At 62.7% G+C, this 26,550-nt stretch carries 28 protein-coding genes; 16 read left to right on the forward strand and 12 right to left on the reverse strand.

The genetic code is table 11. The features are described 5' to 3' along the window. Window positions 1–28: 28 nt before the first annotated feature. From JI748_RS09390 to JI748_RS09400, 3 genes are all read right to left on the reverse strand, one after another. Window positions 29–979, reverse strand: a complete 951-nt coding sequence (locus JI748_RS09390; RefSeq protein WP_201629852.1) for a substrate-binding domain-containing protein — start codon at window positions 977–979, stop codon at window positions 29–31. 67 nt (window positions 980–1,046) lie between these two features. Beyond that, window positions 1,047–2,072, reverse strand: a complete 1,026-nt coding sequence (locus JI748_RS09395; RefSeq protein ID WP_201629853.1) for an ABC transporter permease — start codon at window positions 2,070–2,072, stop codon at window positions 1,047–1,049. Next, window positions 2,050–3,594 (reverse strand): sugar ABC transporter ATP-binding protein, encoded by a 1,545-nt coding sequence (locus JI748_RS09400; RefSeq protein WP_201629854.1) that lies wholly within the window; start codon window positions 3,592–3,594, stop codon window positions 2,050–2,052. The genes JI748_RS09395 and JI748_RS09400 overlap by 23 nt, the downstream gene beginning before the upstream one ends. A 196-nt stretch (window positions 3,595–3,790) precedes the next feature. On the opposite strand from JI748_RS09400, the gene JI748_RS09405 reads away from it, so the two are divergent. Further along, window positions 3,791–4,813, forward strand: coding sequence for a LacI family DNA-binding transcriptional regulator (locus JI748_RS09405; RefSeq protein WP_201629855.1), 1,023 nt, complete (start codon window positions 3,791–3,793; stop codon window positions 4,811–4,813). On the opposite strand, the gene copM is transcribed toward JI748_RS09405, so the two are convergent. Beyond that, window positions 4,810–5,169 (reverse strand): CopM family metallochaperone, encoded by a 360-nt coding sequence (copM, locus tag JI748_RS09410; protein ID WP_201629858.1) that lies wholly within the window; start codon window positions 5,167–5,169, stop codon window positions 4,810–4,812. The genes JI748_RS09405 and copM overlap by 4 nt on opposite strands. Window positions 5,170–5,277: 108 nt before the next feature. Between copM and cobF the strand changes: the two genes are divergently transcribed. The 10 genes from cobF (at window position 5,278) to JI748_RS09460 (ending at window position 12,879) form a co-directional block, all read left to right on the forward strand. Continuing rightward, window positions 5,278–6,000, forward strand: a complete 723-nt coding sequence (gene cobF, locus JI748_RS09415; RefSeq protein WP_201629860.1) for a precorrin-6A synthase (deacetylating) — start codon at window positions 5,278–5,280, stop codon at window positions 5,998–6,000. A gap of 35 nt (window positions 6,001–6,035) precedes the next feature. Beyond that, window positions 6,036–7,271, forward strand: coding sequence for a precorrin-3B synthase (cobG, locus tag JI748_RS09420; protein ID WP_201629861.1), 1,236 nt, complete (start codon window positions 6,036–6,038; stop codon window positions 7,269–7,271). After that, entirely contained in the window at window positions 7,268–7,900 is a 633-nt protein-coding gene (locus tag JI748_RS09425; protein ID WP_201629862.1) for a precorrin-8X methylmutase, read from the forward strand. Before cobG ends, JI748_RS09425 begins: the two co-directional genes overlap by 4 nt. Then, entirely contained in the window at window positions 7,867–8,622 is a 756-nt protein-coding gene (locus JI748_RS09430) for a precorrin-2 C(20)-methyltransferase (protein ID WP_233280478.1), read from the forward strand. Before JI748_RS09425 ends, JI748_RS09430 begins: the two co-directional genes overlap by 34 nt. Further along, the gene (locus JI748_RS09435) at window positions 8,619–9,374 is read left to right on the forward strand and encodes a precorrin-3B C(17)-methyltransferase (protein WP_201629863.1); all 756 of its coding nucleotides are present in this window, start codon (window positions 8,619–8,621) and stop codon (window positions 9,372–9,374) included. The genes JI748_RS09430 and JI748_RS09435 overlap by 4 nt, the downstream gene beginning before the upstream one ends. Continuing rightward, a complete protein-coding gene (cbiE, locus tag JI748_RS09440; protein WP_201629864.1) occupies window positions 9,371–10,585 on the forward strand; it encodes a precorrin-6y C5,15-methyltransferase (decarboxylating) subunit CbiE in 1,215 nt (404 codons plus the stop codon). Before JI748_RS09435 ends, cbiE begins: the two co-directional genes overlap by 4 nt. After that, window positions 10,579–11,343 (forward strand): precorrin-4 C(11)-methyltransferase, encoded by a 765-nt coding sequence (gene cobM / locus JI748_RS09445; protein ID WP_201629865.1) that lies wholly within the window; start codon window positions 10,579–10,581, stop codon window positions 11,341–11,343. Before cbiE ends, cobM begins: the two co-directional genes overlap by 7 nt. Window positions 11,344–11,434: 91 nt before the next feature. Beyond that, on the forward strand, window positions 11,435–11,674 hold the full coding sequence (locus tag JI748_RS09450) for a hypothetical protein (RefSeq protein ID WP_201629867.1): 240 nt from the start codon (window positions 11,435–11,437) through the stop codon (window positions 11,672–11,674). A gap of 77 nt (window positions 11,675–11,751) precedes the next feature. Then, the gene (locus JI748_RS09455) at window positions 11,752–12,321 is read left to right on the forward strand and encodes a DUF1003 domain-containing protein (RefSeq protein WP_201629869.1); all 570 of its coding nucleotides are present in this window, start codon (window positions 11,752–11,754) and stop codon (window positions 12,319–12,321) included. A 54-nt stretch (window positions 12,322–12,375) separates the two neighbouring features. Next, entirely contained in the window at window positions 12,376–12,879 is a 504-nt protein-coding gene (locus JI748_RS09460) for a response regulator (RefSeq protein ID WP_201629871.1), read from the forward strand. Here the strand turns inward: JI748_RS09460 and JI748_RS09465 are convergent. Together JI748_RS09465 and JI748_RS09470 are read right to left on the reverse strand one after the other, a co-directional pair. Further along, complete coding sequence (locus tag JI748_RS09465; RefSeq protein WP_201629872.1) at window positions 12,851–13,624, reverse strand: Crp/Fnr family transcriptional regulator; 774 nt, start codon at window positions 13,622–13,624, stop codon at window positions 12,851–12,853. The genes JI748_RS09460 and JI748_RS09465 overlap by 29 nt on opposite strands. Window positions 13,625–13,691: 67 nt before the next feature. Further along, the gene (locus JI748_RS09470; protein WP_201629874.1) at window positions 13,692–15,389 is read right to left on the reverse strand and encodes a hypothetical protein; all 1,698 of its coding nucleotides are present in this window, start codon (window positions 15,387–15,389) and stop codon (window positions 13,692–13,694) included. Between the two features lie 86 nt (window positions 15,390–15,475). Here JI748_RS09470 and JI748_RS09475 point away from each other — a divergent pair, with 86 nt between their 5' ends. Genes JI748_RS09475 through JI748_RS09490 form a run of 4 tightly spaced genes read left to right on the forward strand, consistent with a single transcriptional unit; the run spans window position 15,476 to window position 18,862 of the window. Then, complete coding sequence (locus JI748_RS09475) at window positions 15,476–16,579, forward strand: inositol-3-phosphate synthase (RefSeq protein WP_201629876.1); 1,104 nt, start codon at window positions 15,476–15,478, stop codon at window positions 16,577–16,579. Continuing rightward, on the forward strand, window positions 16,576–17,172 hold the full coding sequence (locus JI748_RS09480) for a histidine phosphatase family protein (protein ID WP_201629877.1): 597 nt from the start codon (window positions 16,576–16,578) through the stop codon (window positions 17,170–17,172). The genes JI748_RS09475 and JI748_RS09480 overlap by 4 nt, the downstream gene beginning before the upstream one ends. Window positions 17,173–17,180: 8 nt before the next feature. Next, window positions 17,181–17,939, forward strand: coding sequence for a TIGR04290 family methyltransferase (locus JI748_RS09485; protein ID WP_201629878.1), 759 nt, complete (start codon window positions 17,181–17,183; stop codon window positions 17,937–17,939). Further along, complete coding sequence (locus tag JI748_RS09490; RefSeq protein WP_201629879.1) at window positions 17,936–18,862, forward strand: glycoside hydrolase 5 family protein; 927 nt, start codon at window positions 17,936–17,938, stop codon at window positions 18,860–18,862. The genes JI748_RS09485 and JI748_RS09490 overlap by 4 nt, the downstream gene beginning before the upstream one ends. Window positions 18,863–19,000: 138 nt before the next feature. On the opposite strand, the gene JI748_RS09495 is transcribed toward JI748_RS09490, so the two are convergent. The 6 genes from JI748_RS09495 to JI748_RS09520 are packed head-to-tail and all read right to left on the reverse strand — an operon-like array spanning window position 19,001 to window position 25,059. After that, window positions 19,001–20,380 (reverse strand): Coenzyme F420 hydrogenase/dehydrogenase, beta subunit C-terminal domain, encoded by a 1,380-nt coding sequence (locus JI748_RS09495; RefSeq protein ID WP_233280479.1) that lies wholly within the window; start codon window positions 20,378–20,380, stop codon window positions 19,001–19,003. Beyond that, window positions 20,364–21,434 (reverse strand): polysaccharide pyruvyl transferase family protein, encoded by a 1,071-nt coding sequence (locus tag JI748_RS09500; RefSeq protein ID WP_201629880.1) that lies wholly within the window; start codon window positions 21,432–21,434, stop codon window positions 20,364–20,366. The genes JI748_RS09495 and JI748_RS09500 overlap by 17 nt, the downstream gene beginning before the upstream one ends. After that, complete coding sequence (locus JI748_RS09505; RefSeq protein ID WP_201629881.1) at window positions 21,424–22,419, reverse strand: Gfo/Idh/MocA family protein; 996 nt, start codon at window positions 22,417–22,419, stop codon at window positions 21,424–21,426. The genes JI748_RS09500 and JI748_RS09505 overlap by 11 nt, the downstream gene beginning before the upstream one ends. After that, the gene (locus JI748_RS09510) at window positions 22,416–23,402 is read right to left on the reverse strand and encodes an MDR/zinc-dependent alcohol dehydrogenase-like family protein (RefSeq protein ID WP_233280480.1); all 987 of its coding nucleotides are present in this window, start codon (window positions 23,400–23,402) and stop codon (window positions 22,416–22,418) included. The genes JI748_RS09505 and JI748_RS09510 overlap by 4 nt, the downstream gene beginning before the upstream one ends. Before the next feature lie 10 nt (window positions 23,403–23,412). Then, window positions 23,413–23,676 carry a hypothetical protein gene (locus JI748_RS09515; protein ID WP_201629883.1) on the reverse strand — a complete coding sequence of 88 codons (264 nt, stop codon included), beginning with the start codon at window positions 23,674–23,676 and terminating at the stop codon, window positions 23,413–23,415. 21 nt (window positions 23,677–23,697) lie between these two features. Continuing rightward, on the reverse strand, window positions 23,698–25,059 hold the full coding sequence (locus JI748_RS09520; protein WP_201629884.1) for a UDP-glucose dehydrogenase family protein: 1,362 nt from the start codon (window positions 25,057–25,059) through the stop codon (window positions 23,698–23,700). 384 nt (window positions 25,060–25,443) lie between these two features. Here JI748_RS09520 and JI748_RS09525 point away from each other — a divergent pair, with 384 nt between their 5' ends. After that, a complete protein-coding gene (locus JI748_RS09525) occupies window positions 25,444–26,550 on the forward strand; it encodes an NAD-dependent epimerase/dehydratase family protein (protein ID WP_201629885.1) in 1,107 nt (368 codons plus the stop codon).

Consider the following 26,550-nt stretch of genomic DNA (forward strand, 5'->3'; position numbering starts at 1 on the left):
GCGATTAGCCCATAGGGACGACTCGAAGTCAGAACGGGGAGTCGGGGAAGTAGTAGGCTTCCGCGTTTTCCTGGGTGATCAGCGGCGAACCGAGGATGTAAGAGCCGGTGACCGGGCCGTTCGAGGTGAAGTGGGCAACGGTCACGTCCATGGCGGTTGCGATCTGGGCAGGCGGATAAAGCACGTCGACGGGGACGAGCGCATCGCCATCCATCACGCCCTTGATGATTTCCTTCATGCCAGCGCCGCCAACGACGAACATTTCCGACTCGCGGCCAGCCTGCTTGATGGCTTCGACCACGCCAAGGGTGATGTCATCGTCCTGGGCCCAGACGCCGTCAATGTCGGGGAAGCGCGACAGGAAGTCCTGCATCACTTCGAAGCCGTCATCGCGGTTCCAGTTGGCGAATTCATCGTCGAGGACGTTGATGCCGGTGCCTTCCATGGCGCCCATGAAGGCGTCAAAGCGTTCGGTATCGAGAACGGTCGGAATGCCGCGCAGGATGACGATGTTGTCGCCTTCCTTGAGACGGGTCTTCATGTATTCGGCCGAGTTGACACCCATTTCGGTGTTGTTGCCCGAAACATAGACGTCCTGAATGGAGGGATCGGTGAGGCCGCGGTCGACGACGGTGATGAAGGCGCCCGAATCCTTAACGGCGCGGACCGGCTCGGTCAGCGGCTCGGATTCGAACGGCAGGACGACGAGGGCGTCGATCTGCTGCACGGAAACGAGGTCTTCGAGATCGGAAGCCTGGTCTTCCGGACCGTCGGCGGTCACGATGACGAGGTCGATATTGGGGTAAGCGGCTTCGAGGCGCTTTTCAGCTTCGGCAGCGTGCCAGTTGAGGCCACCCATGAAGCCGTGCGTTGCGGCCGGAATGGAGACGCCGATGGTGATCTGCTCGTCCTGCGCCACGGCGCCGCCGACGAGAGCGCTGGTGGCCAACAGGCCCAGTGCAATTGCCTTCAAAGACATTGTAGTCCTCCCTAGTGAATTGGCGCTTTGCGGGCGCCGGTTATCCTGCCCAAACAGGCTGGAATACTTATTCGGCTGCCTTCTTGCGGCCGGCTCGGAAGGAGCCGCGCTGCAGGTAAACCGCCGCAACGATGATCACGCCCTGCACTGCCCCGTTGAGGTAGTTGGAGATGATCTCGGTGAGATTAAGAATATTTCCGATCGCGGTGAGGATCAGCGCGCCGATAATGGTGCCGCCGACCCGGCCGAAGCCGCCTTTGAGCATGGTGCCGCCGATGATCACCGCGGCAATGGCTTCGAGTTCCCACAGCACGCCGGTCGCAGCAGAGGCGGAGCCCAGGCGCGGCACATAGATGATGGTAGCGAGCGACACGCAAAGGCCCTGAAGGATATAAGTCCAAGTCTTGACGCGATCGACCTTGATAGCCGAGTAGCGGGCGACGTGTTCGTTCGAGCCGATAGCCATGCAGTAGCGGCCGAAGGCGGTGCGGTTCATCAAGACCCAGCCGATGATGGCGACGAGGATGAAGACCCAAACCGGATAAGGAATGCGCAGGAAGCTGTCGTAGTAGACCGGGCGATAGATATCGCGCGCGTCACCGGCGAGCGAGAGCGTGCCGCCATCGGCAAAATAGGTCACGAGCGAGCGGTAGATGCCCATGGTGCCAAGGGTCACGATGAAGGCCTCGATCTTGGCCTTGGTGGTCAGGAAGCCGTTGATAAAGCCGGCACCGACGCCCAGGATCAGCGAGCAGCCGATGCCCAGAAGCACTGTCCAGATGGATGCGCCCATGCTGTCTACGGCGGTGTTCATGATGATGATCATGACGCCGGCGATGAAGGCCGCCATTGAGCCGACCGAAAGGTCGATGCCGCCGGCGGTGATGACGAAGGTGGCGCCGACCGCGATGATGCCGATAAAGGCAGAGCGGGTCAGAATGTTGGTGATGTTGCCTTCGGCCAGAAACAGCGGATTGAGCGAATAGCCCAGGATTACGAGCAGGATCAGGGCGACAAGGGGCCCGAGAGTTTTGAGGTCGAGGCGGAAGCCCTTGCTGGGCTTTTGTGCCTCAGGCGCTGATACGGTTGTCATTGTCCCCATCCTGCTTAATGCCTGCGGCGTACCGCATGATTTCTGCTTCCACGATCTCGGCGCCTTCAAGCTGGCCGGCGAGGCGCCCGTTGCGCATCACCAGCACGCGATGGGCGAGGCCGATCACTTCCTGCATCTCGGAGGAGATGACGATGATCGATTTACCCTCGGCCGCAAGCGCTGCGACGATGTGGTAGATCTGCTGCTTGGTACCGACATCGATGCCGCGCGTCGGTTCATCCATGATGATGATGTCGGGCTCGGTTTCCATGGTCTTGCCCAGCATCAGCTTTTGCTGATTGCCGCCCGACAGCTGGCCGACGCGCACCGAGGTGTCGCGGGCGCGGATATCGAAGCGGCGGGTGGCGCGTTCCAGCGCCTGAGCCTCGCTGCGGCTATCGAGGAAACCGTTCTTGAGGTGCTTCTTGAGCGTCAGAAGCGTGAGGTTCGGCTCCAGCCCGACATTGAGCAGCAGACCACGGCCCTTGCGGTCCTTGGTCATGTAGGCGAGGCCCGCATCGACCGACTTGGCAACGTCGGAAAAATTGGCAGGCTTGCCGTTAAGCGTTACGTCCCCGGCGGCCTTCGCAGTCAGCCCGACAACAGCTTCGGCGACGGCGGTGCGGCCAGAGCCGATGAGGCCGGCAAAGCCCAGGATCTCGCCCCGGCGAAGGTCGAAGGAGATGTCTTTGACGCCGGGCGCCACGAGTCCGCGAACGCTCAGCACGACCGGCGCATCGACATCGGGCTCGTGCTTGGGCGGGAAGAGGTTCGAGAGTTCGCGGCCAACCATCATCTGCGCGATGGAATCGGGCGTGAGGTTTTCCGTGCCGACGGTGGCGATCAACTGGCCGTCGCGCAACACGGTGACGCGCTGGGCCAGGGCCATGATCTCGTCGAGCTTATGCGAGATGAAGATGACGGCGACGCCGCGAGCGGTCAGGCGGCGGATTTGCTCGAACAGCGTTTCGGTTTCACCGACGGAGAGCACGGCCGTCGGCTCGTCCATAATGAGGACGCGGGCGTCACGGCTGATTGCTTTGGCAATTTCGACCATCTGCTTGTCGGCAACCGACAGCGTCGAGATGCGGGCATCCGGATCGACATTGACATGCAGGGTTTGAAGAATATCGGCGGCGCGCCGGCGCATTTCTTTGAGATCCAGGAAGCCAAAGCGCTTGATTTCGCGGCCGAGGAAAATCGAATCCGCTACGGTCAGGTGTTCGGCAAGATTCAGTTCCTGGTGGATCAGCACGATGCCCATGGCTTCGGCTTCGCCATTGGGCGGCAGGGTCACGGCCTTGCCATCGTAGACGATGGTGCCGGAGGTCGGCTGCTCGATGCCCGAAAGAATCTTGATGAGAGTGGATTTTCCTGCGCCATTCTCGCCGATGATGGCGTGAACCTCGCCAACGCGGATGTCGAAGTCGACGCTGAACAGCACCGGAATTTCGCCGAAGGATTTAGAAATGCGGTTCGCCGACAAGATCGACGGCGCAGCTGTGCCTTCGGCGATGAACATGTTCGAAACCCCTCCCTCGGACGTGGCGCGTTGACCCCGGCTCTTCGTCCCTGACCTGTGATGTAAAGGTTTTCATGAATGCTGTAAAGGTTTACACAAACGCAAAACGGGATAACCGTAGCGGGAGGGTCTGGCGCAACCTGCGGCATCTGCTAAGGCAGCAGCCGCGGGCGCCAGAGGGTGTCGGGGCGTAGCTGTGCAGCACCAGAAACTGGCGACAATCGAGGACGTTGCTGCCCTGGCAGGCGTGTCTATTGCCACGGTCAGCCGGGCCATCAACGAGCCGACCAAGGTTGCCGAAGAGACGCGCCGCCGCGTCACGGAGGCCGTCGCCCGTACCGGTTACACCACAAATGCCATGGCGCGTTCGCTGCGAATGCGCCGCAGCAACATGATTTTGATTCTGGCGCCCGATGTGGGTGATCCGAACTTTTCCAATATTCTAGTCGGGCTCGAAACCGAAGCCAGCAAGCGCGGCTATGGGCTCCTTATCGGCAACACGCAGAACGATGCGAGCCGCGAAACCGATTACCTCCGGTTCATCAGCTCCAACCAGGCCGACGGGTTAATCCTGTTCACGGGCCACCTGCCCTTCGGCTTTGGCGTGGGCCAGGACGAGAACCGGCTGCCGCCGATGGTTGCGGTCAACGAGCCGGTGCCAGGGCAGGACGTTCCGTTCGTGGGCGTCGACAATTTCGAAGGTGCGCGGGTCGCGGCCGAACACCTCGTCAGTCAGGGGCATCGGCGCATCGCCTTTATCGGCCGCTCCCCCGGGAGAGAGGTCAATCGTTTGCGGGAGGCGGGTTACCGGGCGGCGCTAACCGGCGCTGGTCTGGCCGTCGATCCGCGGCTGATCATCGATGGCGACGGGACAACGGAGAGTGGGCGCGCGGCTGCCGAGCTGATGTTCGTGCGCGACGCCCTGCCCACCGCATTTTTGTGCGTCAACGACGCGACGGCACTGGGCGTCATCATCTCGCTTAATGCCCGGCGCTATGAATTGCCGCGGCAGTTTTCGGTGATGGGGTTCGACGACATCTCCTTTGCCAGCTTCGTCACGCCATCGCTGACCACGATGAAGCAGCCCCGCCACAAGATCGGCGAAGCTGCCATGGAACTGCTGTTGAGTCTTCTGGCTGGCGAAAAACCGAAATCACGTGAAGTACTGTTCCGCGCCGAGTTGATCGTGCGCAATTCAGTGTCGCCGCCGGGTGCCTAATGCTCGGCGTGGCCGTGCTTGGTCAGCCACTCCTTCATCCAGGCAATCTCGGCTTCCTGCGCAGCAACGATGTCTTCGGCCAGCTTGCGCACTTCGGGGTCTTTGCCGTGCTCGAGCACGATCCTGGCCATATCAACGGCCCCTTGATGGTGCGGCAGCATGCTGAGGATGAAATCGACATCGGGATCGCCGGTGAAGTCGATGTCCATGGTCTCGTGCATGCGCGTGTTGGCGTCCATGTAGGCGGAAGTGGCGGCGCTCTCCTCGCCGGCTGGCGCCATATGTGCGGAGTGGTCTTGCGCGAAGGCCGGAAGCGAAAGCGTGGCAAGAGCAATGGCAAGGACGACGGGCTTCATGAGTGTTCTCCATCTGGTGGTTCCTGATCCTGCCGCATTCCACAGTGGGAAGGTCAAGCCCGTGGAGCGGCGTTGTCACGCGGGTGACGACATGGCATTCGGATGGGCATGAAAACCATTCTTGTAGTGGGCATCGGTACGGGGTCTCCCGAGCATATGACGGTTGCAGCGATCGCGGCGCTGAACCGGGTGGATGTGCTGTTTATCCCAGACAAGGGCGCGTCGAAGGCTGATCTGGCCGATGTGCGACGGACGATCATCGAGCGGTTTGTCACCTCCGCGGCACGGCAAGTGAGCTATGCCGTGCCGCGGCGGAATGCGGCCGAGCCTGACTATGGCAAGGGCGTCGATGATTGGCATGGCGTGCTGGCTGGCGTCTTTTCCGGGCTGATCGACCAGGTGCCGGACGGCGGCGCCGGGGCATTTCTCGTCTGGGGTGATCCGGGGCTTTACGATTCGACGCTACGCATTCTGCATCGTGTGGAAAGGCCGATCGAGGTTCAAGTGCTGCCGGGGATCACTGCGGTTCAGGCGCTGACGGCTGCGCATGGAGTTGCGCTCAATCGCATCGGAGAGCCGGTTCTGATCACCACCGGGCGGCAGCTTGGCGCGGTCGAGACGGACACTGTCGTAATGTTGGATGGACAGCTTGCGTTTCTCCAAGCCGATCCGGAGCTTGAAATTTTCTGGGGGGCTTACCTCGGCACCGAGGACCAGCTGCTGATCGCTGGCAGGCTGGGCGATGTGGCGGAGCGGATCGTCGCCACGCGCAAGACGGCGCGGGAGCGGCATGGCTGGATCATGGACACGTATCTGTTGCGCCGGCGCTAGTTCCCCCAGGCTAGCCAATCCGGTAAACCTGAGGCATGGCGCAGGCTCTTGATATCGCAAATTTTGGACGGCGCAGCGCCTGCCCGACGCTGGATGCGCCGATGCAGACCGGCGATGGGCTCTTGGCGCGGGTGCGGATCGCTGGTGGGCGTTTGAGGCCCCGTCAGCTGGCGGGCTTGGTGCGGCTTGCGATGCAGCACGGCAATGGCGTGGCCGAGGTGACGGCGCGCGGCAACCTCCAGGTGCGGGGACTGAGCGCGGACTCGTCGGGCCCGTTTGCGGGCGCGGTGACGGAGCTTGTGCCGGTGGAAACGGGACTGGTGATCGATGTTTCGCCAATCGCGGGGGAAGATCCGGAGGAGCGGGCAGATCCGAGACATTTGGCGCAGGCGATCCGGGCGGGCGTCGAAGATTTTGAGCATCGGCTGGGTCCAAAGGTCAGCGTGGTCGTCGATGGCGGTGGGCAGATCTCGCTGGCGGCGCTGAAGGCGGATGTGCGGCTTTTGGCGGTTGAAGGCGGGCGTTGGTCGGTGCAGATCGGGCGCGGTGCGGAGGAGACTTGTGACGCTGGGCACGCGGTTGCGGTGGCAGTTGAGACGCTGGCCAGATTGGCGGCGATGGGGCCGGGGGCTCGGGCGGGCGACCTGCCTCCACAAGACCCCCACCCCGCCTCCCCCGTTAGGCGGGGGAGGAGTTCGATTGGGGTTGGGGTTGGATCGGGGGTTAGCGCCCGCGGAACTCCTCCCCCTTCTCCAGGGGGAGGTTGGGTGGGGGTGGGCCGCGGGCTTGGACTTCTGAGGGGAACCACGACGCCTATCGCCCTGCCCTTCGGTGTCGTGCACGCCGAAGCACTTCTGCAGCTTGCCGAAGCGGCTAACGACACTATCCGCCTTGCGCCGGGCCACATGCTGTTGCTCGACAACGCCTCCCCTGCCCTGATCGAGACTGCCGAGAGCCTCGGCTTCATCACCCGCGGCGATGATCCGCGCCTGCGCATTTCGGCCTGTATCGGCAGCGATGGCTGCGCATCTGGCTTAATGCCGGCGAGACGGTTGGCCGCCCGGCTGGCGACGCAAGCGCCAACAGGAAAAACCCTTCATGTCTCGGGCTGCGGCAAGGGTTGTGCGCATCCGCGGCCGGCGGATGTTGCGCTCGTGGGGCGGGCCGACGGGATTGGCCTTGTCATCGACGGACGTGCAGGCGATACCCCAGTGCAAGTGCTTGACGAGGCGGGCATTCTTCCTGCCTTCGCCGACCTGGATCGCCGATGACCCAATACGACTACATCAAGGATGGCGATGCGATCTATCGCCAGTCCTTTGCCACCATCCGCGCCGAAGCCGATCTGGCGCGCTTCGATGGGGACGAAGCCGAGCTGGCGGTGCGGATGATCCATGCGGCAGGCATGATCGAGGCTGCGGAGCATTTCGTGTTCGGGCCCGGTTTCGTCCATGCGGCGCGGCGCGCGCTGATGGCTGGGGCGCCCATTCTTTGCGATGCGGAAATGGTGGTGCGCGGGGTAACGGCGGCGCGGTTGCCAGCACAGAACAAGGTCGTCTGCACCTTGCGCGACGAGCGAACACCGGCTCTAGCGGCAAGCATCGGCAATACGCGTTCGGCGGCAGCGCTACATCTTTGGGACGAGTATCTGGACGGGGCAGTGGTGGCGATCGGCAACGCCCCGACGGCGCTGTTTCACCTGCTCGAAATATTGCGCGACGGCGCGCCGAAGCCGGCGGCGATCTTGGGCATGCCGGTCGGTTTTATCGGCGCGGCGGAGTCCAAGGATGCGCTGGCAGAGAACTCCTATGGTGTGCCTTACGCCATTGTGCGGGGGCGGCTTGGGGGTAGTGCGATTACAGCGGCGTGCCTAAACGCATTGGCGAGGCCGGGGCTTTGAGCGGCAGGCTTTATGGCGTAGGCACCGGGCCGGGTGATCCGGAACTCTTGACGCTCAAGGCATTAAAGACGCTGCAAGCGGCTGATGTGGTTGCCTATTTCGCCAAGCGCGGCAACTCCAGCAATGCACGGCAGATCGTTGCCGGCTATATTCGAGCTGGTCAGGCGGAAGAGGCGCTCCACTATCCGGTCACGACCGAACTGCATCGCCATGCCGATGGCTACAAGGCGCAGATCGAGGAATTCTATGCCGAAGCGGCAGAGCGGGTTGCAGCGCATCTTGATGCGGGGCGCTCGGTCGCGGTCTTGAGCGAAGGCGATCCGCTGTTTTACGGCAGCTATATGCATCTCCATGTGCGATTGGCGCCGCGATACGAGACCGAGGTTATCCCTGGCATTACGGCGATGTCGGGCTGCTGGTCGGCGGCCGGATTGCCGCTCGTGCAGGGCGATGACGTGCTGACGGTTCTGCCCGGAACGCTGGAACAGGCGGAGTTGGTGAGGCGGCTCGGCGACAGCGAAGGCGTGGTTATCATGAAGCTCGGGCGCAACTTGCCCAAGGTGCGGGCGGCGCTGGAGCAGGCCGGGCGGCTTGCTGGCGCGGTTTATGTAGAGCGCGGCACGATGGGCAACGGCTCCTTTGTTCCGGTTGCCGACAAGGTTGACGACACGGCGCCGTACTTCTCCTTGATTCTGGTGCCCGGCTGGAGTGCGCGGCCTTGAGCGGGCGTCTGGTGGTGCTGGGCACCGGGCCGGGCAAGCCGGAGCAGATGACGCCTGAAGCGGCGGCGGCGATCGCCGAGGCAGAGGTGTTTTTCGGCTATGGGCCGTATCTGGGCCGGTTGTCACTTAGGCCGGAACAGCGGATTGTGGCTTCGGACAATCGCGAGGAAATCGACCGGTCGCGGGCGGCGCTTGAGGCTGCGGCTGGAGGGGCGCGGGTATGCGTCGTTTCCGGTGGCGACCCCGGTGTTTTTGCCATGGCGGCCGCGGTGTGCGAGGCGATCGAAGATGGCCCCGCGACATGGCGGGCGCTGGATGTGCAGGTGCTGCCGGGGGTGACCGCCATGCTGGCCGTGGCTGCGCGCGCCGGAGCGCCGCTGGGGCATGATTTTTGCGCCATCTCCTTGTCGGACAACCTTAAACCCTGGGAGCTGATCGAGCGGCGGTTGCGAGCGGTGGCGGAGGCGGGGCTGGTGATTGCGCTTTATAATCCGATTTCGAAGGCGCGACCGTGGCAGTTGCCAGCCGCATTTCGGGTATTGCGCGAAGTGCTGCCGGTGAGCGTGCCGGTCATCTTTGGGCGGGCGATTGGACGGGTGGATGAGCGCTTTGCCGTGGTGCCGCTGGCAGAGGCGGAGCAGCATCGGGCGGACATGGCGACTTGCGTGATCGTGGGCTCGGCGGAGACGCGAACAATCGAGCGTCCCGGGCGTGATCCGCTGATCTATTCGCCGCGGAGTGCGCGCGGATGAGCGAGCCTTGGCTGACGATTGTGGGGATTGGCGAGGACGGGCTGAACGGCATTTCTGCGGCGGCGCGGGCAGCGATTTCTAAGGCTGATCAGGTATTTGGCGGGGCGCGGCATCTGGAGCTTGCGGCCGAGGCGATCACCGGGAGCGCCCTGCCCTGGGCGTCGCCGTTTTCGGATTCCGTAGAGCAGATCATCGCGGCGCGGGGACAGAAAATTTGCGTTCTGGCGTCGGGTGATCCGTATCATTTCGGGGTCGGAGCGACGCTGTCCAAGCGGGTTGATCCGGCCGAAATGCAAGTTCTTCCAATAGCTTCTGCATTCAGCCTGGCAGCGGCGCGGTTGGGCTGGCCGTTGCAGGATGTCGTGAGCCTGTCGCTGCATGGGCGGCCGGTGGAATTGATCTTGCCGCATCTGCATGCTGGGGCGCGGATTTTGGCGCTGACGTCGGATGAGAATGGGCCGGTGGCTTTGGCGCGAGTGCTCACCGAGGCGGGGTTTGGGAGGTCGATCGTTACGGTTATGGAGGCCCTGGGGGGGCCGGATGAACGGATCCTGTCACAAATGGCAGAGTTGTTCATGTTGACCGATATTCACCCGCTCAATGTCTGCGCTGTGACGGTGGTGCCGCTGCCGGGCGCGCGGGTCCTGGCGCTGACGCCGGGGCTCGACGATGGGCTGTTCGAGCATGACGGGCAGATGACCAAGCGGGAGATGCGGGCACTGACGCTATCGGCGCTGGCACCGCGGCGGCATGAGCTGCTGTGGGATATCGGGGCCGGGTCGGGATCGGTGGGTATCGAGTGGATGCTGGCGGATCCGTCGTGCCGGGCCATTGCGGTAGAGTCGCATCCCGAGCGGGTGGCGCGGATTGGGCGCAATGCCAAGGCATTTGGGGTGCCGGGTCTGACGGTGGTTGAGGGGACTGCGCCCTCGGCTCTGGATGGGCTTGAGCCGCCGCATGCGGTTTTTGTCGGTGGCGGCGGGTCTGAACCGGGGGTGATGGAGGCAGCGATGACAGCCTTGCGGCCCAATGGACGGTTGGTGGCCAATGCCGTGACGCTGGAAATGGAGGCGGTGCTGCTTGCCTTGCAGGCTGAGCATGGCGGTGACCTCACGCGGCTTAGCGTAGCGCGGGCGGAGCCGGTGGGGACGATGACGGGGTGGCGGCCGGCCATGCCGATCACGCAGTGGCGGTGGGTCAAGCCGTGGTAGTGCACTTTATCGGCGCGGGTCCGGGGGCTGTCGACCTGATTACGGTGCGCGGCAAGACGCTGCTCGAGAACTGTCCGGTCTGTCTTTATGCCGGGTCGATCGTGCCGCGCGAGATGCTGGACTGGTGCCCCCCGGATGCGCGGCTGGTGGATACGGCGCCGATGTCGCTGGACGAGATCGAAGCCGAATATGTTCGGGCGCATGAGGCGGGCGAGGATGTTGCCCGGCTCCATTCGGGCGATCTCTCGATCTGGAGCGCGGTGGCCGAGCAGATGCGGCGGCTGGACCGGCTCGGGATCGCTTATACGCTCACGCCCGGCGTCCCGGCCTTTGCGGCGGCAGCCGCAGCGCTCGAGGCGGAACTGACGGTTCCCGAGATCGCGCAAAGCGTGGTGCTGACGCGGGTGAGTGGACGGGCGTCACCGATGCCAGAGCGGGAAACGCTGGCCGCCTTCGGCGCGAGCGGAGCGACCATGGCGATCCACCTGGCCATTCATTCGCTGCAACGCGTAATGGCTGAGTTGCGCCCCTTCTATGGAGACGACTGCCCGGTCGCGATCGTGGCGCATGCGAGCTGGGCGCAGCAGAAGATCATTCGCGGGACCTTGGAGAATATCGAAGGGCGTTTCGCGGAAGATCCGGTCGAGCGCACGGCGATCATCTTTGTCGGCCGTGCGCTGGGTGCGGCGGAGTTCAAGGAAAGCGCGCTTTATTCGGCAGAGTATCAGCGGCGGTTTCGCGGCCGGAACGGGCTTTAGCTTGCTTGGTGACTGCCAGACAGGTGTTCTGTTTTAGCTTGCAGCAAAACGGCGCGTAGTGTGCTGTAATCGAGAAAGCTGGAGGTGCGCGATGCAGGTGAATGTCTTTATCTCGGAAGTGCAGCAAGACGGGGAACGCACGCAGATGCTGGTGCTGCCGACCGGGCCGGCCGCAGCAATCCCGATTCATCTGCAAGACCGGAACTGGCGCTATTTCGCCACCACGGATGCCGATGACCAGTGCATCGGATTGCCCAAGGGCGAGGTGAGCGTGGCGCTCTCGGTGGCCGAATATCTGCTGACAACTCCGGAAGTCGCAAGACTGAGCTGACCGCTCAGCAATTCTGTCGCCGGACGGGAGCACCAAAGCGGCTTTCGGGCGTTGGCTTGTCTCACGGAGAAAGCCAGATGTCACAGCGGACCGATAAGCAGGTGGGCGACAGTCCGACGGTAACGTCAAAGGGCACGCTGAGCCCGGTGCTGACGCGCAATATCGAGGCGATCCTCGAGCGGCGGCAAGCGAAAGCAAAGGCTGCATCTGCCGAGGAAAAGGCCGCAGCGGCGATCAGCAAATTCGCCGGCAGCATGATCTTCGTTTATATCCATCTGGTTTTGTTCGGCGGCTGGATCCTGATCAATGTCGGGCTGGTGCCGATTATTCCCGCTTGGGACTCTTCACTGGTGGTGCTGGCGATGATCGCTTCGGTGGAAGCGATTTTCCTCTCTACCTTTGTTCTCATCAACCAGAACCGGATGGCGGCCGACGATGATGCGCGATCTGACCTCGACCTCCAGATCAACCTTCTCAACGAGCACGAAACCACCAAGCTCATCGCCATGGTCGATGCCATTTCGCGGCATCTTGGGGTCAAGGTCGTGGAGGAAAAGGAAGTGGAAGAAATGAAACGGGACGTCGCACCCGAAGCGGTGCTGGACCGGTTGGAGGAAGAGGACGCGGCTGGCGAGGAGAGCCGTTAGCGCTGGTTGAGACGGTTAACGTCACCTGCTGTAAGGTCTTGAGCGAGGTTGAGCATGGCAGAAAACAGTACGGAGCTTGCGGGAAAACGGATCCTCGTTGTCGAGGACGACTACCTGCTGGCCAATGATGTCTGCAGCGAATTGCGGGAGCTGGGCGCCACAGTCCTCGGCCCCGCCCCGACCCCATTTTATGCCATGCAGCTGATTGGCAATCGTAAGCTCGATGCTGCGGTGCTCGATGTGCGGCTGCACGGGGCCACGGTTTTCGAGGTTGCGGATCACCTGGTTGGCCGCGGCGTCCCGATCATCTTCGTGACGGGATATGCCCGCTCGGAGATGCCGAGGCGCTTCCAGATGGCGAGCCTCTTCGAAAAGCCATTGGATCGTCCGCGGCTAATGGCGGAGATCATTTCCGTGACCAAAAGACTGGGAGCACGAGGAACGCCAATGGTCGAAAAGTCAGGCTCTGGGTTGCCACTGGAGCGGTCCGAAGAAATGTTTGCCCGGGCCTTGGCGCGCTCGGTGGCCGCTAATGTGCGCGCAGGTAAGCCGGACTGAAGCCGGCGATCCCAGCGAGCCCGGCAAAATCGAGAACGGTCACCTTGCTGCGCACCATGGTAATGTAGTCGCGCTTGCGCAATTGCTGAATGGTGCGGTTGACGTGGACATTGGAGAGGCCCAGCGCCTCCCCCAGCTCGGACTGCGTCAGTGCAAAATCGAACTGTCCGCTGGCATCGACGCGACCTACGCCGTCGAGGCGCACATAAATCTCACAAAGCAAGTGGGCGAGACGCTGCTGGGCATCGCGAGTGCCAAGGCTGACAATCAGTTCCTGGGCGCTCGCCTGTTGGATCGATGCGGCGCGCATGCCCGCGAGGATGACATTGGGCAGGCCATTGGCAAGGCTTGCCATCTGCCCCAGGTCGATGCGGCCTATCGTGGCAGGACCCAAGGTCATTACGCGCTGCCTTACCGGGCTATTGGATAGAAAACCAAAATCGCAAAAATCGCCTGGTGTGATGAAGCCGGTCATCTGGCGCCGGGCGGAGTCCAGGTTGCGGTACTGGCAGGCAAGACCGTCGAGCAGCACCACGGCTTCCGCGGCCGGGCGGCCCTCAGCATGGATATCGCTATGGCTAGAAAGCGGGATCGGGCCTTCAATCAATGCGGCGAGAGCGGCCGCCTCATGATCGCGCCCGGGCAGGAGCTGCAAAAATCGCCTGGTGACCACGGAAGTATAGGTCTGGGGCGAAATGTCGGCGGGGGCGCGACTATCCTCTTTCAGCAAAACCTGCGTGATCATGAGCTCTGCCTTCCGTTATGGCTCACCGTACCGGTAAGAACTCCTTAACGAGATAACATGGGTTAACCTAACTCCGCTTCTCGGCTTCTGAACATAGCAGCAAGCGTACACGGCGCCCATAGCGGGCGATCTGTCGATCGATACCGGGCTGCTCGGTTTGGCCGTTGCGGGCCTTTGCCATGGTCCAGAGGCCGATCTGAAAACCAAGATAGCAGAGTTCCATGGATCGTAGAAAATCTGCATCAAGGATGCGTCCGAGCCTGTTCTCAAGCGCGCCAGCAAGGCTGGCAACGGATAAATCGAGCTCCACTGATGCGCCGGCCACATCCCAGGCAATGTCCTGACAACCGACCAGGTCATGGGCCGCGTGGTGATCAAGGCCATCGAGCTTCATCCAGCCCTCCGCGCCATGCACCCATTCCCACCGATGCATGCGATTATCTGTGCAGCACGGCTGGGCTGCAAAGCGGGCCGGGTCGCCAAGGGCCGCTGTTGCAGCTTCGCCGATTTGGAGGCCCAGGCTCTGGCCAAGGTTGTAGGTGGCCATGGAGAAGAGGTCATCAAGGCTTGCGCCTCCGCCGGTTGGCGCAAGGCCGGCGCGGAAGGCGAGGTAGTCAAGGACGCGAGCTGGTGGCGGCTTGGCCTCGGGCGTCGCTACGGGTTGGATCCAGGGGGTGAGCATGAAGCCGTGGCAGATGCCGCTTGGTGGCGGCGCGAAACCAGCCTCGCTTAGCGCCTGGGCGATGGCCAGCTTTTTAGGCCCGCTGTCTCCGAGGCCGATGAATTTGGCGAGGTAGCGGCCGCTCTCGGTCTCGACCAGAAACTTGCGCTTTTCCATGGCTGGATCGGCTGGGGGAAGGTCGGAAACAAGGGAGCGCCAGCCCCCGCCCGAAAGGTCGCGCATGGGCTTGGTCAGGGGGCCAACCATTGTGGCGATCCAGTCTTCCAGCCGGCCCGATCTGAGGAGCACAGCGTCCATGTCCGAGACATGCTTGCGGGCACCCATCCAGCGGGCGCGATGCGCCTTCTGCGCCTCGTGGCCGAGATCTCCCCCATGGCTCGGAAAGAAGTGGATTTGCTCTTCGGCGACGCCGTGAGCGACCAGCCAACCGGCGACGCAGTTGAAGGAACTGCCGGAAAGGCCGGGGCCCTCATCGACGATGGCAAAGGGTCCGGTGGCGGTGAGAAGACGTTCGGCGAGGCCCTGCCCCACACTCATACGGCGATCGAAGGGATGGCCGACGGGCCGGATGCTGAAGGCTGGTGGAGCGCCAAGCGCTGCTGCCACCATAGCTGCGAGGCCAATGCCGATACTGCGAATACCGATTACTGTGGTGCCGGGGCCGAGGCCGGATTGTCGTGCGGCCTCGAAGTAGTTTTCGGGATAAAGCGCGTAAAAAGCATAGCCTTCGGGCAGTTTGCTGCGGATGGCTCCGGACCGGGACAGCAGCGCCAGGGCACTCTCGTCCACCGGGGACATGGCAGCAAAGTCACTGTCCCACGAAGCGCCGATCGCCTGCGCCAAGGCGAGAAGCAGAGTTGCGCCTGCGTCTTGCGCGGGAGTGGTGTCATCGACCCCAGTGGCTTCGCTCTCCCCGTCGGCAACGCCTTGCACCAAGGTGCTGCAGGCGATGAAGGTCGCGACCAGTTCCGCGTGGCGCGCCAATCCGGGCGGAAGCGCACGACATCGCTCGATCCCTGCGGAGACGCGCGCTGCCAGTGTCGCCGCGGCCTCGTACCGCTCGATATCGCCATAAACCAGCATGGAAGGAAGTTGCCCCGCTCTTGAGCAGGAACAAAGCTTGGGAGGTCCCGTTGGCTTCATAGATCAAGTCTTTGGGAGCATTGTTCATGACGGCACAAAAGGTGCGCATCGGCATCGTAGGCGTTGGAAACTGCGCATCTTCGCTGGTTCAGGGCCTCACCTACTACCGTGATGCCGACGGCAACGAGCCTGTGCCGGGTTTAATGCATGTTAATCTTGGCGGGTACCATATCGCCGATATCGAGGTCGCCGCGGCCTTTGACGTGGACAGCAAGAAGGTCGGTAAGGACGTTGCTGAAGCGATCTATGCCGAGCCCAACAACACGCAGCGTTTTGCCGATGTTGCGCCTACCGGCGTCACGGTTCAACGCGGTCATACGCTTGATGGCATAGGGAAATATCTCGAGGACGCCGTCGAGGAATCCGAGCTTCCGGCAGTGGATATCGCCGAGGAGTTGCGCAAGGCCAATGTCGACGTGCTGATCTCGTACCTGCCGGTAGGTTCCGAAGAAGCCACTCAATTTTATGCGGATCAAGCGATCAAGGCCGGTTGCGGCTTCGTCAATTGCATCCCCGCCTTTATCGCTTCGAAGCCCGAATGGGAGCAGCGGTTCGCCGACGCCGGCCTGCCAATCATCGGCGACGACATCAAGAGCCAGGTGGGTGCAACCATTATCCACCGCATGCTGGCAAACCTTTTCCGCGAACGTGGCGTCCGGGTGGACCGGACCTATCAGCTCAATTTCGGCGGCAATACCGACTTCCTCAACATGCTGGAACGCGAGCGCCTGCAGTCCAAAAAGATCAGCAAGACGCAGGCGGTGACCAGCCAGATCGACGTGCCGCTGGCGGCCAACGACGTGCATGTTGGTCCGAGCGACCATGTGCCGTGGCTGACGGACCGGAAGTGGGCCTATATCCGGCTCGAGGGCACCACTTTCGGCGGGGTCCCTCTCAATGCCGAGCTCAAGCTGGAAGTGTGGGATTCGCCCAATTCGGCGGGCGTGGTGATCGACGCGGTGCGCTGCGCCAAGCTGGCGTTGGACCGCGGCATTGGTGGCGCGCTGATCGGGCCATCGAGCTATTTCATGAAATCGCCGCCGCGCCAGTTCACCGATGCGGAAGCCAAGCAGCGGACCGATGATTTTATTGCGGGTACAGAAGAGCAGATGCTCGGTGCCGCCGAGTGACGGCAACGATCTTTCTGTTGCGCCACGCCGCCCATGACAATGTCGGCGGGTTTCTTGCCGGCCGGACGCCGGGGATCAGCCTCGGACCCGATGGCTTGGCCCAGGCGGAGCGGCTGGGGCAAATCATGAAGCGCGAGAGTTTTGACGCGCTTTACGCCAGCCCGCGAGAGCGAACGCAGCAGACGGCGCAGGCGGTGGCCGAGGCGCGCGGCGGCATGGCGGTCGAGACGGCAGAAGCGCTGGACGAGATCGATTTTGGCGATTGGTCGGGCTCGACCTTCGACGTGCTCAACCAGCGCGAGGACTGGCGGCAGTGGAACAGCGTCCGCAGCCTCAGCCAGACGCCGGCGGGCGAGACCATGCTCGACGTGCAGCATCGGGCGGTCGGTTTTCTCCGGCCGTTTGTTGCCGGTGCGGACCGGCGGATCGCGCTTGTCAGCCATGCCGATGTGATTAAATCCATTGTCGGCCATGTGCTCGGCCTGCCGATCGATAGCTGGCAGCGCTTCGAGATCAGCCCGGCTTCGATCACCACGGTGGTGGTGGGAAGCTGGGGCGGCAAGCTCATCACACTCAACGAAGTCACCCCTTAGGAGGCCCCATGCGCCTTTCGACAGACGAAATCGCAAAACGGGTCGAGGAACTCGGACCCTGGTTCCACAATATCGAGATCGGCGGGGTGCGGACGGCGCCCAACCATTTCCTGGGCGACTATCCGAACCGGAAATATCGCAAGTTCGCCGATGCCATTCCGGCGGACCTCACGGGCAAGACAGTGCTCGATATTGGCTGCAATGCCGGGTTCTACTCGATCGAGATGAAGAAGCGCGGTGCCGAGCGGGTGGTTGGCGTTGATTTTGACGATCGCTACCTGGCGCAGGCGCGCTTTGCGGCGGAGGTGGAGGGCGTCGACATCGAATTCCGCAAGCTCTCGGTTTATGACGTGGGTGCGCTGGGCGAGAAGTTCGACGTCGTGATCTTCATGGGCGTCCTTTATCACCTCCGCCATCCGCTTTTGGCGCTGGACCTGATCCGCGAGCATGTCGCCAAGGACGTTCTGGTGTTCCAGTCCATGCAGCGCGGCAGCACAGAGGTACCGCAGCTTGCGGAGGATTATCCTTTTACTGAGACGGCCTTGTTTGACGATCCCGCTTACCCCAAGCTGCATTTCATAGAGAAGCGCTACTCGAACGATCCGACCAATTGGTTCGTGCCCAATGCGGCGGCGGCCGAGGCGCTGTTGCGCAGTGCGGGTTTCGAGATCACCGCACATCCTGAGGCAGAGGTCTATATCTGCCGCGCCGCGGCGCAGTCGGACTACGCCAAGCCTATCTATCCAGCCAAGGGAGCCACCGCATGATCGAAGCGGCGATGATCTGGAACGAGCCGAATAACAAGTCCCATTGGGATCCTGCGATCGATCCGGAATGGGTGCGGTTCGGACAAATGGTCAATCTCGCCGCCGATGCGATTGCGGAAGCCAATCCCGATGTGATCCGGGTGCTGGGCGGAATATCGCCGATCGATCCGTCCTTCATGAACCGCATGAAGCGCTATGGCGTGCTGGACCGGGTGAATGCTGTTGCCGTGCATGGTTTTCCGCTGGACTGGAACCTGTGGTCGATTCACGAGTGGCCGAAAAAGCTCGATGAAATACGGGCGGTAACGGACCTGCCGGTCTGGGTCAGCGAGGTGGGCATTTCCACCTTTGGCGCCGAAGAAGTGCAGGTCTGGGGACTGCAGCGGACGGCGGAACTGCTCAAGGGCAATGCCGAGCGCATCCAGTGGTACAGCCTCTTCGATCTACCGCAGGAATGGGGCGCAACAACTCGGCATCGCGAGGCGGAGGGCTCGTCCTATTACCGGCATTTCTATATGGGCCTGGTGCGTGAGGACGGAACGCCCAAGCCGTCGCTCGAGGAATTTGCCAAGCACACGCCGGAAATGGGGCTGGTGCAGTGGTTCCATTACCTTGATCCGCGGCTGGACGATGCCGTCAAGCTGATGAAGCAGCTGGGCGTGACGCATCTGCGCACGGGACTTTCCTGGGCCGACAGTTTCAGGCCCGATGCTTTGGCCTGGTTCGATCGGCAGATGGCGGCGCTGGAAGACTTCAAGGTGACGGTGACGTTCTGCTTTACGCCGGAGCATCGGGGCGTCGCGCCGCACCACACCAGTCCGCCGCAGGTGCCGGAAGAATTTGCGGCGTTTTGCGCGCAGATGATCGAGCGCTATGCGCCAAGGTCAGTTCAGGCGGAGAAGCCGCGGGAGCTGGTTTACTAGCCCACCAAACGCGCTCCCCTCCCCCTTGAGGGGAGGGGTTGGGGGTGGGGGTCCACTATTGGATCACACAACCACCCCCACCCTCGGTCCCTCCCCTGAAGGGGGAGGGATGCACAAGGGCCGTGACATCAAACTTGATTAGTCGTTCCTCTTTGTAAGGCCGAGCTTTCTTGCCCACACCCCCGGCCGACCACGGCCGTAGCTTAGGCCTTGGTAGAGCTGGAGCGAGGCGCGGGCCCAGCGGAGGTAGAGCTGGGGCTGTTTCCATTGGCGGGAGAGCCAGAACAGGCGATGGCTCCAGGCGCTGATGTCGTAGCGGAGGCGATAGATCAGCTTGCGGGGGAATGGCAGGTCGGCGCTGGGGGCGACGCGCTTGCGGGGACGAAGGCCGTTTTTCTGCCAGGTGAGGCGGTAGGCGAGGCCCTCGCGGCGTTGGCGCAGGCCGGCGGCCTGGGTGTTGGCGATGTAATCGGCATCGACGGCTTTGAGGTCGAGGCGGCCTTCGGCAATGCCGGCTTCGATCATTTCCAGCATGAGGGGCGAGCGGACGACGGCGACATTGGTGCCGCGCCAGTCGGAGGAATAGGGCTCGACCCAGGCATCGCCGAAGGAAATGTCGGCGGTTTCGGCGAGAACGTCGTCGCACCAGTTGCAGGCCGAGTTCTGGAAGAAGCCGGCGCCCCAATCGCCGTCGGCGAGATAGAACCAGTCTTTTTGCCGGACCTCGCCATTGTTGAGCGTCAGCTGGGCGGTGTACCAGTTGGCGGGACGTTCGGGACCCTTAAGGCGATATTCGGGGCGGGAGACGGCGTCAATCGTGGTCTCGGTCTGCCAGGCGAAGCTCTCCACCAGCCGCGCGCTTTTCATGTGGCCGCAGAAGAGGCCAAGGGTGAAGGCGATGCGGGTGCGGAACAGTTCGTCCTGCTCACGAAGGAGATGCACGGCCTTGATGAAGCAGGGCACGCCAACGACGGCATAGCGGCCGGGGGTGGCGCGGATCTGGTCCAGCACTTCGGAAAGCTCGACCGGATAGTAGCGCGACTTGGCGCCGGCATGGAGCTCATCGAGGCTACGGGAGATGCTGTAGCGGAAAAAGCCTCCCTCCCCCGATGGTTTGGCGTGAGCGATTCCATCGACCAGGCCGCGGCGCAGCAGTTCGGCGGCGACCCAGCTGACCATTCCGCCGGAGCTGCCATTGCTGCGGAAATCGGGTTCGACTACGGCGCCGACATAGGCGGCCTCGAAGCGGCCCAAGCGATTGTCGCTGTTGGTTGAAGCGGGCAAGCGTTCGGCGCTGATATCGTCTTCGTTGCGGGCGCTAGGCGAGAATGGGCAGAGCTGGGCGAAGCGGGTGCTGCGTTTGGAGGTGAACGCGCCTTGGGGCTTGTACTGGCCGTAGCGGTCGAAAGTCATGGCAGCGCGACTAGGCTGCAGCGCCGCAACACAGCTGCCGCAGCCGATGCACATGCCGCCGCCCATGATGTCTCGGGGGCTCAGCGCCTCAGGCGAGGATCGCATCGAGATAGCTCTCCGAGCTTTGGCGCAGGGTGCCGATGCGGGTGCCGATTTTCGGGTTCAGCGGTGTGCCGAGGAGGCGGTCATAGTCTTGGTCGGCGTTTGCTTCGGTCACGAGATGCGATTGCGCATCCAGGGCGCCGACGAGGTCGCGGACCTTGTTGGAGCGATAATCGGACGGTGCGGTAGCGAAGGGTTTGTTGTTGACCAGGGCGAAGACGCAGCCGTGAAAGAAGTTGGTCACGACGGCATCGGCCCCGGCGATGAAACCGGCAAATTCCGCTGGGCTGGCGTCGATCCAGCTCTCGTCGGCCCACCAATTGCGGTAGCCGATGCTGACGACCTGGCGCCCGGTTCTATCGGCAAAGGCGCGGACTTTTTGCGCAAACCAGTCGGGCAGGCCATGGCCGTATAGAGCGATATATGACGGACGCTCGGGCACCGGTGCCGGCTCGATGATTTCAGGGAATTGCAGCACGGGATCGAGCACCATCACTGGCTCGAGCCCAAGTGCCTTGCTGACAATGCCAGCGGAATTCGCATCGCGGACGGCCACATCGTCAAAATTGCGCAGGCGCTCGGCCCAGGGCTGATCGAGCTCGTAGGACTGGTTGCCGAAGCTTGCGGCGTAGGAGGCTCGGCGCTTGGTGCGCAGGCCTTCGCCATAGAAAAGCGTCTCGCCGCCGAACCAGGGGTGGCGGAGATTAAAGACTTCGTCGCTGCCGACCACGACCAGATCGAACGATCCGGCTTTTTCCGGTTCGTCCAAGGGGAATGGTCGCGACAGCGGCAGGGTCTCGAAGGCGGCGAAGAACTTGCGCGTTTTTTCCGCATAAAGCTTGCGGTCCTCGCGCTCGCCCCAAAAACCCTGTGCGGGGCGGAGTGCGACGCGCCATTCGGCACGGTCGATGCGCGATGACTGATAGTCGAGCAGCACCGCATTGTGACCGCGGGCAACCAGGCCTTCGACGAGGCAGCGCGCTTGCCAGTAGGAGCCATAGTTGATGCAGCGATGAAAGGTCAGGACGCCAATCGGCGCGGAACGGCTAGCGTCCATAGATCTGGTCGAGCGCGGCGGAGACCGCGGTGAAGTGCTCGGCTTCGGGATCAAAGCGCGCGCCGGTGGACAGCTTTTTGGCCCAGTCAACGATGGCGCCGCCCGGCCAGTCGCGTTCGGGATCGGCCAGCACCTGGCTTGACGTGCCGGTGTGGTGCCAGGCGCCGAAATCGAAGAAGGAGCCGTTCTGGTTCTTGAGGCTGGCGCCGCCTTGCGTGCCGTAGAAGTCGGCTTCGATGATGGCGTCGCGACCGGCATTGAGGTGCCACGAACAGGCCAACCTGAGCACGGTTCCACCGGCAAGTGTCAGCGTGGCGCTGGCATAGTCCTCAACCGTGTCGTCGTGCGGGCCGATCGGCTGGCCCTTGCTGAAGAGGTTGCCGGTTGCGGAGACGATCTCGGGGAAGTCGAGGCCCCAGAGCGCGAGGTCGACGAGGTGAACGCCGAGGTCCATGACGCACCCACCGCCCGACAAAGCCTTGTCGAAGAACCAGGGTTTGTCAGGGCCATAGGCATTGTGGAAGACAAGATCGATGCCGAAGACCTTGCCGAGACTCCCCTGCCGGAACAGGTCCCGGATGGCCACCATGCCGGCTGTGTGGCGGTAGGAGAGGTCGACGCCCAGGAGCCGGTCGGCGCGGCGGCTGGCTTCCACCACGGCCGCAACTTCGGCTTCGGTGCGGCCCAGAGGTTTCTGGCAGAAGACGGCGGTGCCGGCTTCGAGCGCCTGGATGGATTGCGCGGCGTGAAGGGCACTCGGCGTGGCGATGACCACGCCGTCCAGCTGTTCTGCAAGCAGACCTTCGAGGCCGTCCACGACCTTGGCCTTCGGAGCGAGTTCAAGCGCGACGTCAAGCATTTGCGGGCTGGGGTCGGCGATGGCGGCAGCTTCGATGAGGCCGCTGTCGAGCAGCGACTGCATGCGCATGGTGCCGATGCGGCCGGTTCCTAGAAAACCGATCCGCAACTTCTCGGCAGAGGTCATGGATACATCACCAGCGCCTTGAGGAAGCCGTCGGGGCGGTCGCGCGTGGCATCAAGCGCCTTGTCGAGTTGGGCAAGGTCGAAGCGGTCGGTGTAGAGCTTTTGCGGGTCGAGGCGGCCGGCGACGACAGCATCGACGGCGTCGCGGATGCCCTGGATGTAGATCACGGGGTCGCGTTCATGGGCGTTGATGACGTCGAGACCGCGCCAGTTCCACATCTGCATGTTGACCTGGCGAGGGCCATCCTGGTGATAGCCGGCAATGACCAGCCGGCCGCGTTCCTTGGTGAGCTCGGCCGAAAGATCGAGCGGCCATTGCTTGCCCACCGCTTCGATGACGACATCGCAGAACTGGCCGTTGGTCAGTTGCTTGACCTGTTCGATGATCTTCCAGTGGTCATCCATGAGGATGGTTTCCGCGGCGCCCATTTCGGTGGCGAGATCGAGGGTGAACGGGCGGCGGCCGATCGCGATGACGCGAGCGCCGGCAGCGACGGCAAGCTGGGTGAGGAGCGCGCCGAGAAAGCCGATGCCGACGATGGCAACGGTCTGACCGGCAGAGATCTGCGCGCGCTTAAAGATGTTCATGGCGCAGCCGAGCGGTTCGCCGGGAAACGGCACGCCGGCAAGTTCGGGTGGCAGTTTCACCACGGCGCGGGCATCGGCAATGTCGTGGGTGGCATAGCTGTGGTAGGAAAGCGCGGCGACGCGGTCGCCGACCTTGAGGTCACCGACGTCGGGGCCGACGGCGTCGACAAAGCCCCAGCCTTCATGGCCGAGCCCGCCGGGTTCGGTAGGGAATTTCATCCATTCGGGACCCGCCCAGGGCGTCAGGTTGGAGGCGCAGACGCCGCAGCCCTCAAGCTTGATCCTGACCTGACCGGGTCCGGGCTCGGGGAGCGGCAGGCTTTCCACATGCATGGTGCCGGGGCCGGTAACGATGGCGGCCTGCATTTGCTGGTCGGCCTGGTGGGCGGTGGTCATGGATTTAGTCTCAGTCACGGTTCACGAATTTATTAAAGCGGCTTTCGCTGCCGTCGGCGGTCTTGTCCTGGTAGAGGAAGGCGAGGTTGTTCTCGTCGAAGATTTCGAAGAACTCGTCCCACTCGATGGCTTCAAGATTGTCCTCGGGCTTGCCGAAATCGATGCGCAGGATGCCGCCTTCGCCGCCGGTATCGACCTTGACGGGATGGCCGTCGCGGGCTTCGGCCCATTCGCGGATTTCGTCCTGATCGGTGGTGGTGTTTGAACTGCTCATGAGATGCTCCTTGAGGTTTGGTCAGGCTGGGGAGGCGGCAACGGCAAGACCGGCAACAGTGCCCTGCCCGCGCGCTTTGGCCTTGGGCAAGACATCTGGGCGACCGATAGCGTGGTAGTGGAGACCGACGCGCGCAGCCTGCTCGGCCGAGAGGATGTTGCGGAAGTCAAACAGATGATGGCCATGCATGGTTTCGGCCATGCGCTTCAGGTTAAGCGAGCGGTATTCATCCCACTCGGTGAGGATGACGGTTACGTCCGCATCGCGGCAGGCGGCGAGTGGATCGTCGTGCCAATCGACATCGGTGAGCTGGCGCTTGGCGGCTTCGGGCTGCGGATCGTGCGCGTGTACTTCGAGGCCGGCCTGCTGCAGCAGCGGGATTATGGCGAGGGAGGCAGATTCGCGCACGTCGTCGGTGTTTGCCTTGAAACTCGTGCCAAGGATGGCGACGCGGCCGCGGGACGGGGCAGCGGCGATGATGCGCTGGGCGAGATCGGCCTTGCGCTGGTCATTGCCTTGGATCAGTGCCTCGACGAGGGGCTGCGGCGCGCCGTGGCGGCGGCCGATGCTGGCAAAGGCGCGGGTATCCTTGGGGAAGCAGGAGCCACCGAAGCCGGGACCGGCGGCGAGAAATGCGGAGCCAATCCGCGCGTCGCGGCCAATGCCGTCGGCGACGGCGGTGACATCGCCGCCAACGGCTTCGCAGAGATTGGCGACGTCGTTGATGAAGCCGATCTTGAGCGCCAGCAGCGCATTGGCGGCATATTTGATCAGCTCGGCATTAACTGTCTTGCCGGCGACCAGGGGAACGCCGCGGCGGGTGAGCGGGCGGTAGATTTCGCGCAGCACGGCCTCGGAGCGGGCATCGTCGGCGCCGATGACGATGCGATCGGCTTCCATGAAATCGCCGATGGCGGAGCCTTCCCGCAAAAATTCAGGATTTGATGCAACCGCAATCGCGCTGTCGCCGCGAACGGCGTCGACGAGCTCCTTGAGCTGGCGAGCGGTGCCGGCGACGACGGTGGATTTGACCACAAGCAGGGTGTCAGGGCGGAGACTCGGGCCGATGCCGGCGACAGCGGCTTCGACATAGGTCAGGTCGATATTGCCGTCTTCGTCCGAGGGCGTGCCGACAGCGAGGAAGACGGCATCGGCGCGGCCGGCATGGGTCTGCGCATCGGTGGAAAACTTGAGGCGTCCAGCCGCCACCTGTTTGCCGACGAGTTCGGAAAGGCCAGGCTCGAAAATTGGAATCTGAGCGCGGTTTAATGCTTCGACACGGGCGTCATCAATATCGCAGCAGACGAGGTCATGACCCAGTTCGGCGAGGCAGGCGCTGGTGGTGAGGCCAACGTAACCTGCACCCAACACGACAATCTTCATTAGTTCCGCCCTTTCGATCAGCGTGTGGCTGCAATCGAGCAATCGTGAGCTTTGTTCCTGCATTCGAGTTTGAACCCAAGCGTTAGCTTCGTCCACTGCCGGTTTTTTGGAGCTCTATGGCCCTAGGCGCGGGCAGATCAGTGGTTGCCTGAGAGGGTTCAAAGCTCCGGCACCGCGTCCTAATCTTTAACCTGAGATAAATTATAGCGAGGCTGGATAGCAGCCGGAATAAGTGGATGATCGGAATTATCGAGCCGCGCAGGGCTGAAACAAAGGCTTTGTTGCGCCTTAGGTTCCCGATTGCGGTTCCGGCGAATTTTGCTTCTGGAACCCGATATGCGAGGGATGGTTGGCTGAGCAGCTACTTACCTTGCAGGGGCACTTATGAAACAGATACTGATCACCGGCGGCTGCGGCTTTATCGGACGGTATGTCACCGAGGAATTGCTGGCGCAGGGCTATTCCGTGCGCATCCTCGACAGTCTGATCGACCAGGTGCACGGCGATGCCGCAGCGGCGACACCGGATGGTGTCGAGCTGATCCGCGCCGATGTGCGCGACAAGGCGGCGGTATCTGAAGCACTAAAGGGCATTGACGGTGTGGTGCACCTGGCGGCGGAAGTCGGTGTTGGTCAATCGATGTACGAGATCGCGCGATATGTGGGCGGCAATGATCTGGGCACGGCGGTGCTGCTGGAAGCCATGATCGACCTGCCGATCAAGCGCATTGTCGTAGCGTCCTCGATGAGCGTCTATGGCGAGGGGCTGTACCAGACCGCGGACGGCACCCATTCGGGTTCGATCCGTCGCAAGGGCGCCGACATCAAGGCCGGTCGCTGGGATCCGGTGGCGCCGGATGGCTCGGCACTGACCCCCTTCCCGACCGACGAGCAGAAGCCGGTGGATCTCGCCTCGATCTATGCGCTGACCAAGTATGCGCAGGAAAAGTCGGTGCTGATCTTTGGCGAAGCTTATGGCGTCGATGCCGTGGCGCTGCGCTTGTTCAACGTTTTCGGCCCCGGTCAGGCGCTGTCCAACCCTTATACCGGCGTCTTGGCGAACTTCGCGTCGCGTTTGATCAACGGTCAGCCGCCGACGATTTTCGAAGACGGCAAGCAGAAGCGCGATTTCGTGCATGTGCGCGATGTGGCACGCGCGTTCCGGCTGGCGCTGGAGCAGAAATCGGCTGCTGGCCATGTCATCAATATCGGCAGCGGCAATGCCTATGCCATCGCCGACATCGCAAATATGTTGGCGCGCGCCATGGGCGTGCCGGAGCTCCAGCCCGAGATCATGAACAAGGCGCGCTCGGGCGATATTCGCAATTGCTTTGCCGATATTTCCAAGGCGCGCGAGCTGCTCGGCTTTGAGCCACAGTATCGGCTGGAAGACTCGCTGGACGAACTGGCAGAGTGGGTGCGCGAAGCACAGGCGGTTGATCGCGGCGCCGAGATGCGGCGGCAGCTGGAAGAACGAGGCCTTGTGTCATGA

Source organism: Devosia rhizoryzae (genome assembly GCF_016698665.1).
In the GTDB taxonomy this organism is placed as follows: domain Bacteria; phylum Pseudomonadota; class Alphaproteobacteria; order Rhizobiales; family Devosiaceae; genus Devosia; species Devosia rhizoryzae.

Bases quoted from the DNA above. Each gene is read 5' to 3' on its own strand.
- JI748_RS09390 (WP_201629852.1), bottom strand. From the start codon at position 979: ATGTCTTTGAAGGCAATTGCACTGGGCCTGTTGGCCACCAGCGCTCTC.
- JI748_RS09395 (WP_201629853.1), bottom strand. From the start codon at position 2,072: ATGACAACCGTATCAGCGCCTGAGGCACAAAAGCCCAGCAAGGGCTTC.
- JI748_RS09400 (WP_201629854.1), bottom strand. From the start codon at position 3,594: ATGTTCATCGCCGAAGGCACAGCTGCGCCGTCGATCTTGTCGGCGAAC.
- copM (WP_201629858.1), bottom strand. From the start codon at position 5,169: ATGAAGCCCGTCGTCCTTGCCATTGCTCTTGCCACGCTTTCGCTTCCG.
- cobF (WP_201629860.1), top strand. From the start codon at position 5,278: ATGAAAACCATTCTTGTAGTGGGCATCGGTACGGGGTCTCCCGAGCAT.
- cobG (WP_201629861.1), top strand. From the start codon at position 6,036: ATGGCGCAGGCTCTTGATATCGCAAATTTTGGACGGCGCAGCGCCTGC.
- JI748_RS09425 (WP_201629862.1), top strand. From the start codon at position 7,268: ATGACCCAATACGACTACATCAAGGATGGCGATGCGATCTATCGCCAG.
- cbiE (WP_201629864.1), top strand. From the start codon at position 9,371: ATGAGCGAGCCTTGGCTGACGATTGTGGGGATTGGCGAGGACGGGCTG.
- JI748_RS09450 (WP_201629867.1), top strand. From the start codon at position 11,435: ATGCAGGTGAATGTCTTTATCTCGGAAGTGCAGCAAGACGGGGAACGC.
- JI748_RS09455 (WP_201629869.1), top strand. From the start codon at position 11,752: ATGTCACAGCGGACCGATAAGCAGGTGGGCGACAGTCCGACGGTAACG.
- JI748_RS09460 (WP_201629871.1), top strand. From the start codon at position 12,376: ATGGCAGAAAACAGTACGGAGCTTGCGGGAAAACGGATCCTCGTTGTC.
- JI748_RS09465 (WP_201629872.1), bottom strand. From the start codon at position 13,624: ATGATCACGCAGGTTTTGCTGAAAGAGGATAGTCGCGCCCCCGCCGAC.
- JI748_RS09470 (WP_201629874.1), bottom strand. From the start codon at position 15,389: ATGCTGGTTTATGGCGATATCGAGCGGTACGAGGCCGCGGCGACACTG.
- JI748_RS09475 (WP_201629876.1), top strand. From the start codon at position 15,476: ATGACGGCACAAAAGGTGCGCATCGGCATCGTAGGCGTTGGAAACTGC.
- JI748_RS09485 (WP_201629878.1), top strand. From the start codon at position 17,181: ATGCGCCTTTCGACAGACGAAATCGCAAAACGGGTCGAGGAACTCGGA.
- JI748_RS09490 (WP_201629879.1), top strand. From the start codon at position 17,936: ATGATCGAAGCGGCGATGATCTGGAACGAGCCGAATAACAAGTCCCAT.
- JI748_RS09495 (WP_233280479.1), bottom strand. From the start codon at position 20,380: ATGCGATCCTCGCCTGAGGCGCTGAGCCCCCGAGACATCATGGGCGGC.
- JI748_RS09500 (WP_201629880.1), bottom strand. From the start codon at position 21,434: ATGGACGCTAGCCGTTCCGCGCCGATTGGCGTCCTGACCTTTCATCGC.
- JI748_RS09505 (WP_201629881.1), bottom strand. From the start codon at position 22,419: ATGACCTCTGCCGAGAAGTTGCGGATCGGTTTTCTAGGAACCGGCCGC.
- JI748_RS09510 (WP_233280480.1), bottom strand. From the start codon at position 23,402: ATGACCACCGCCCACCAGGCCGACCAGCAAATGCAGGCCGCCATCGTT.
- JI748_RS09515 (WP_201629883.1), bottom strand. From the start codon at position 23,676: ATGAGCAGTTCAAACACCACCACCGATCAGGACGAAATCCGCGAATGG.
- JI748_RS09520 (WP_201629884.1), bottom strand. From the start codon at position 25,059: ATGAAGATTGTCGTGTTGGGTGCAGGTTACGTTGGCCTCACCACCAGC.
- JI748_RS09525 (WP_201629885.1), top strand. From the start codon at position 25,444: ATGAAACAGATACTGATCACCGGCGGCTGCGGCTTTATCGGACGGTAT.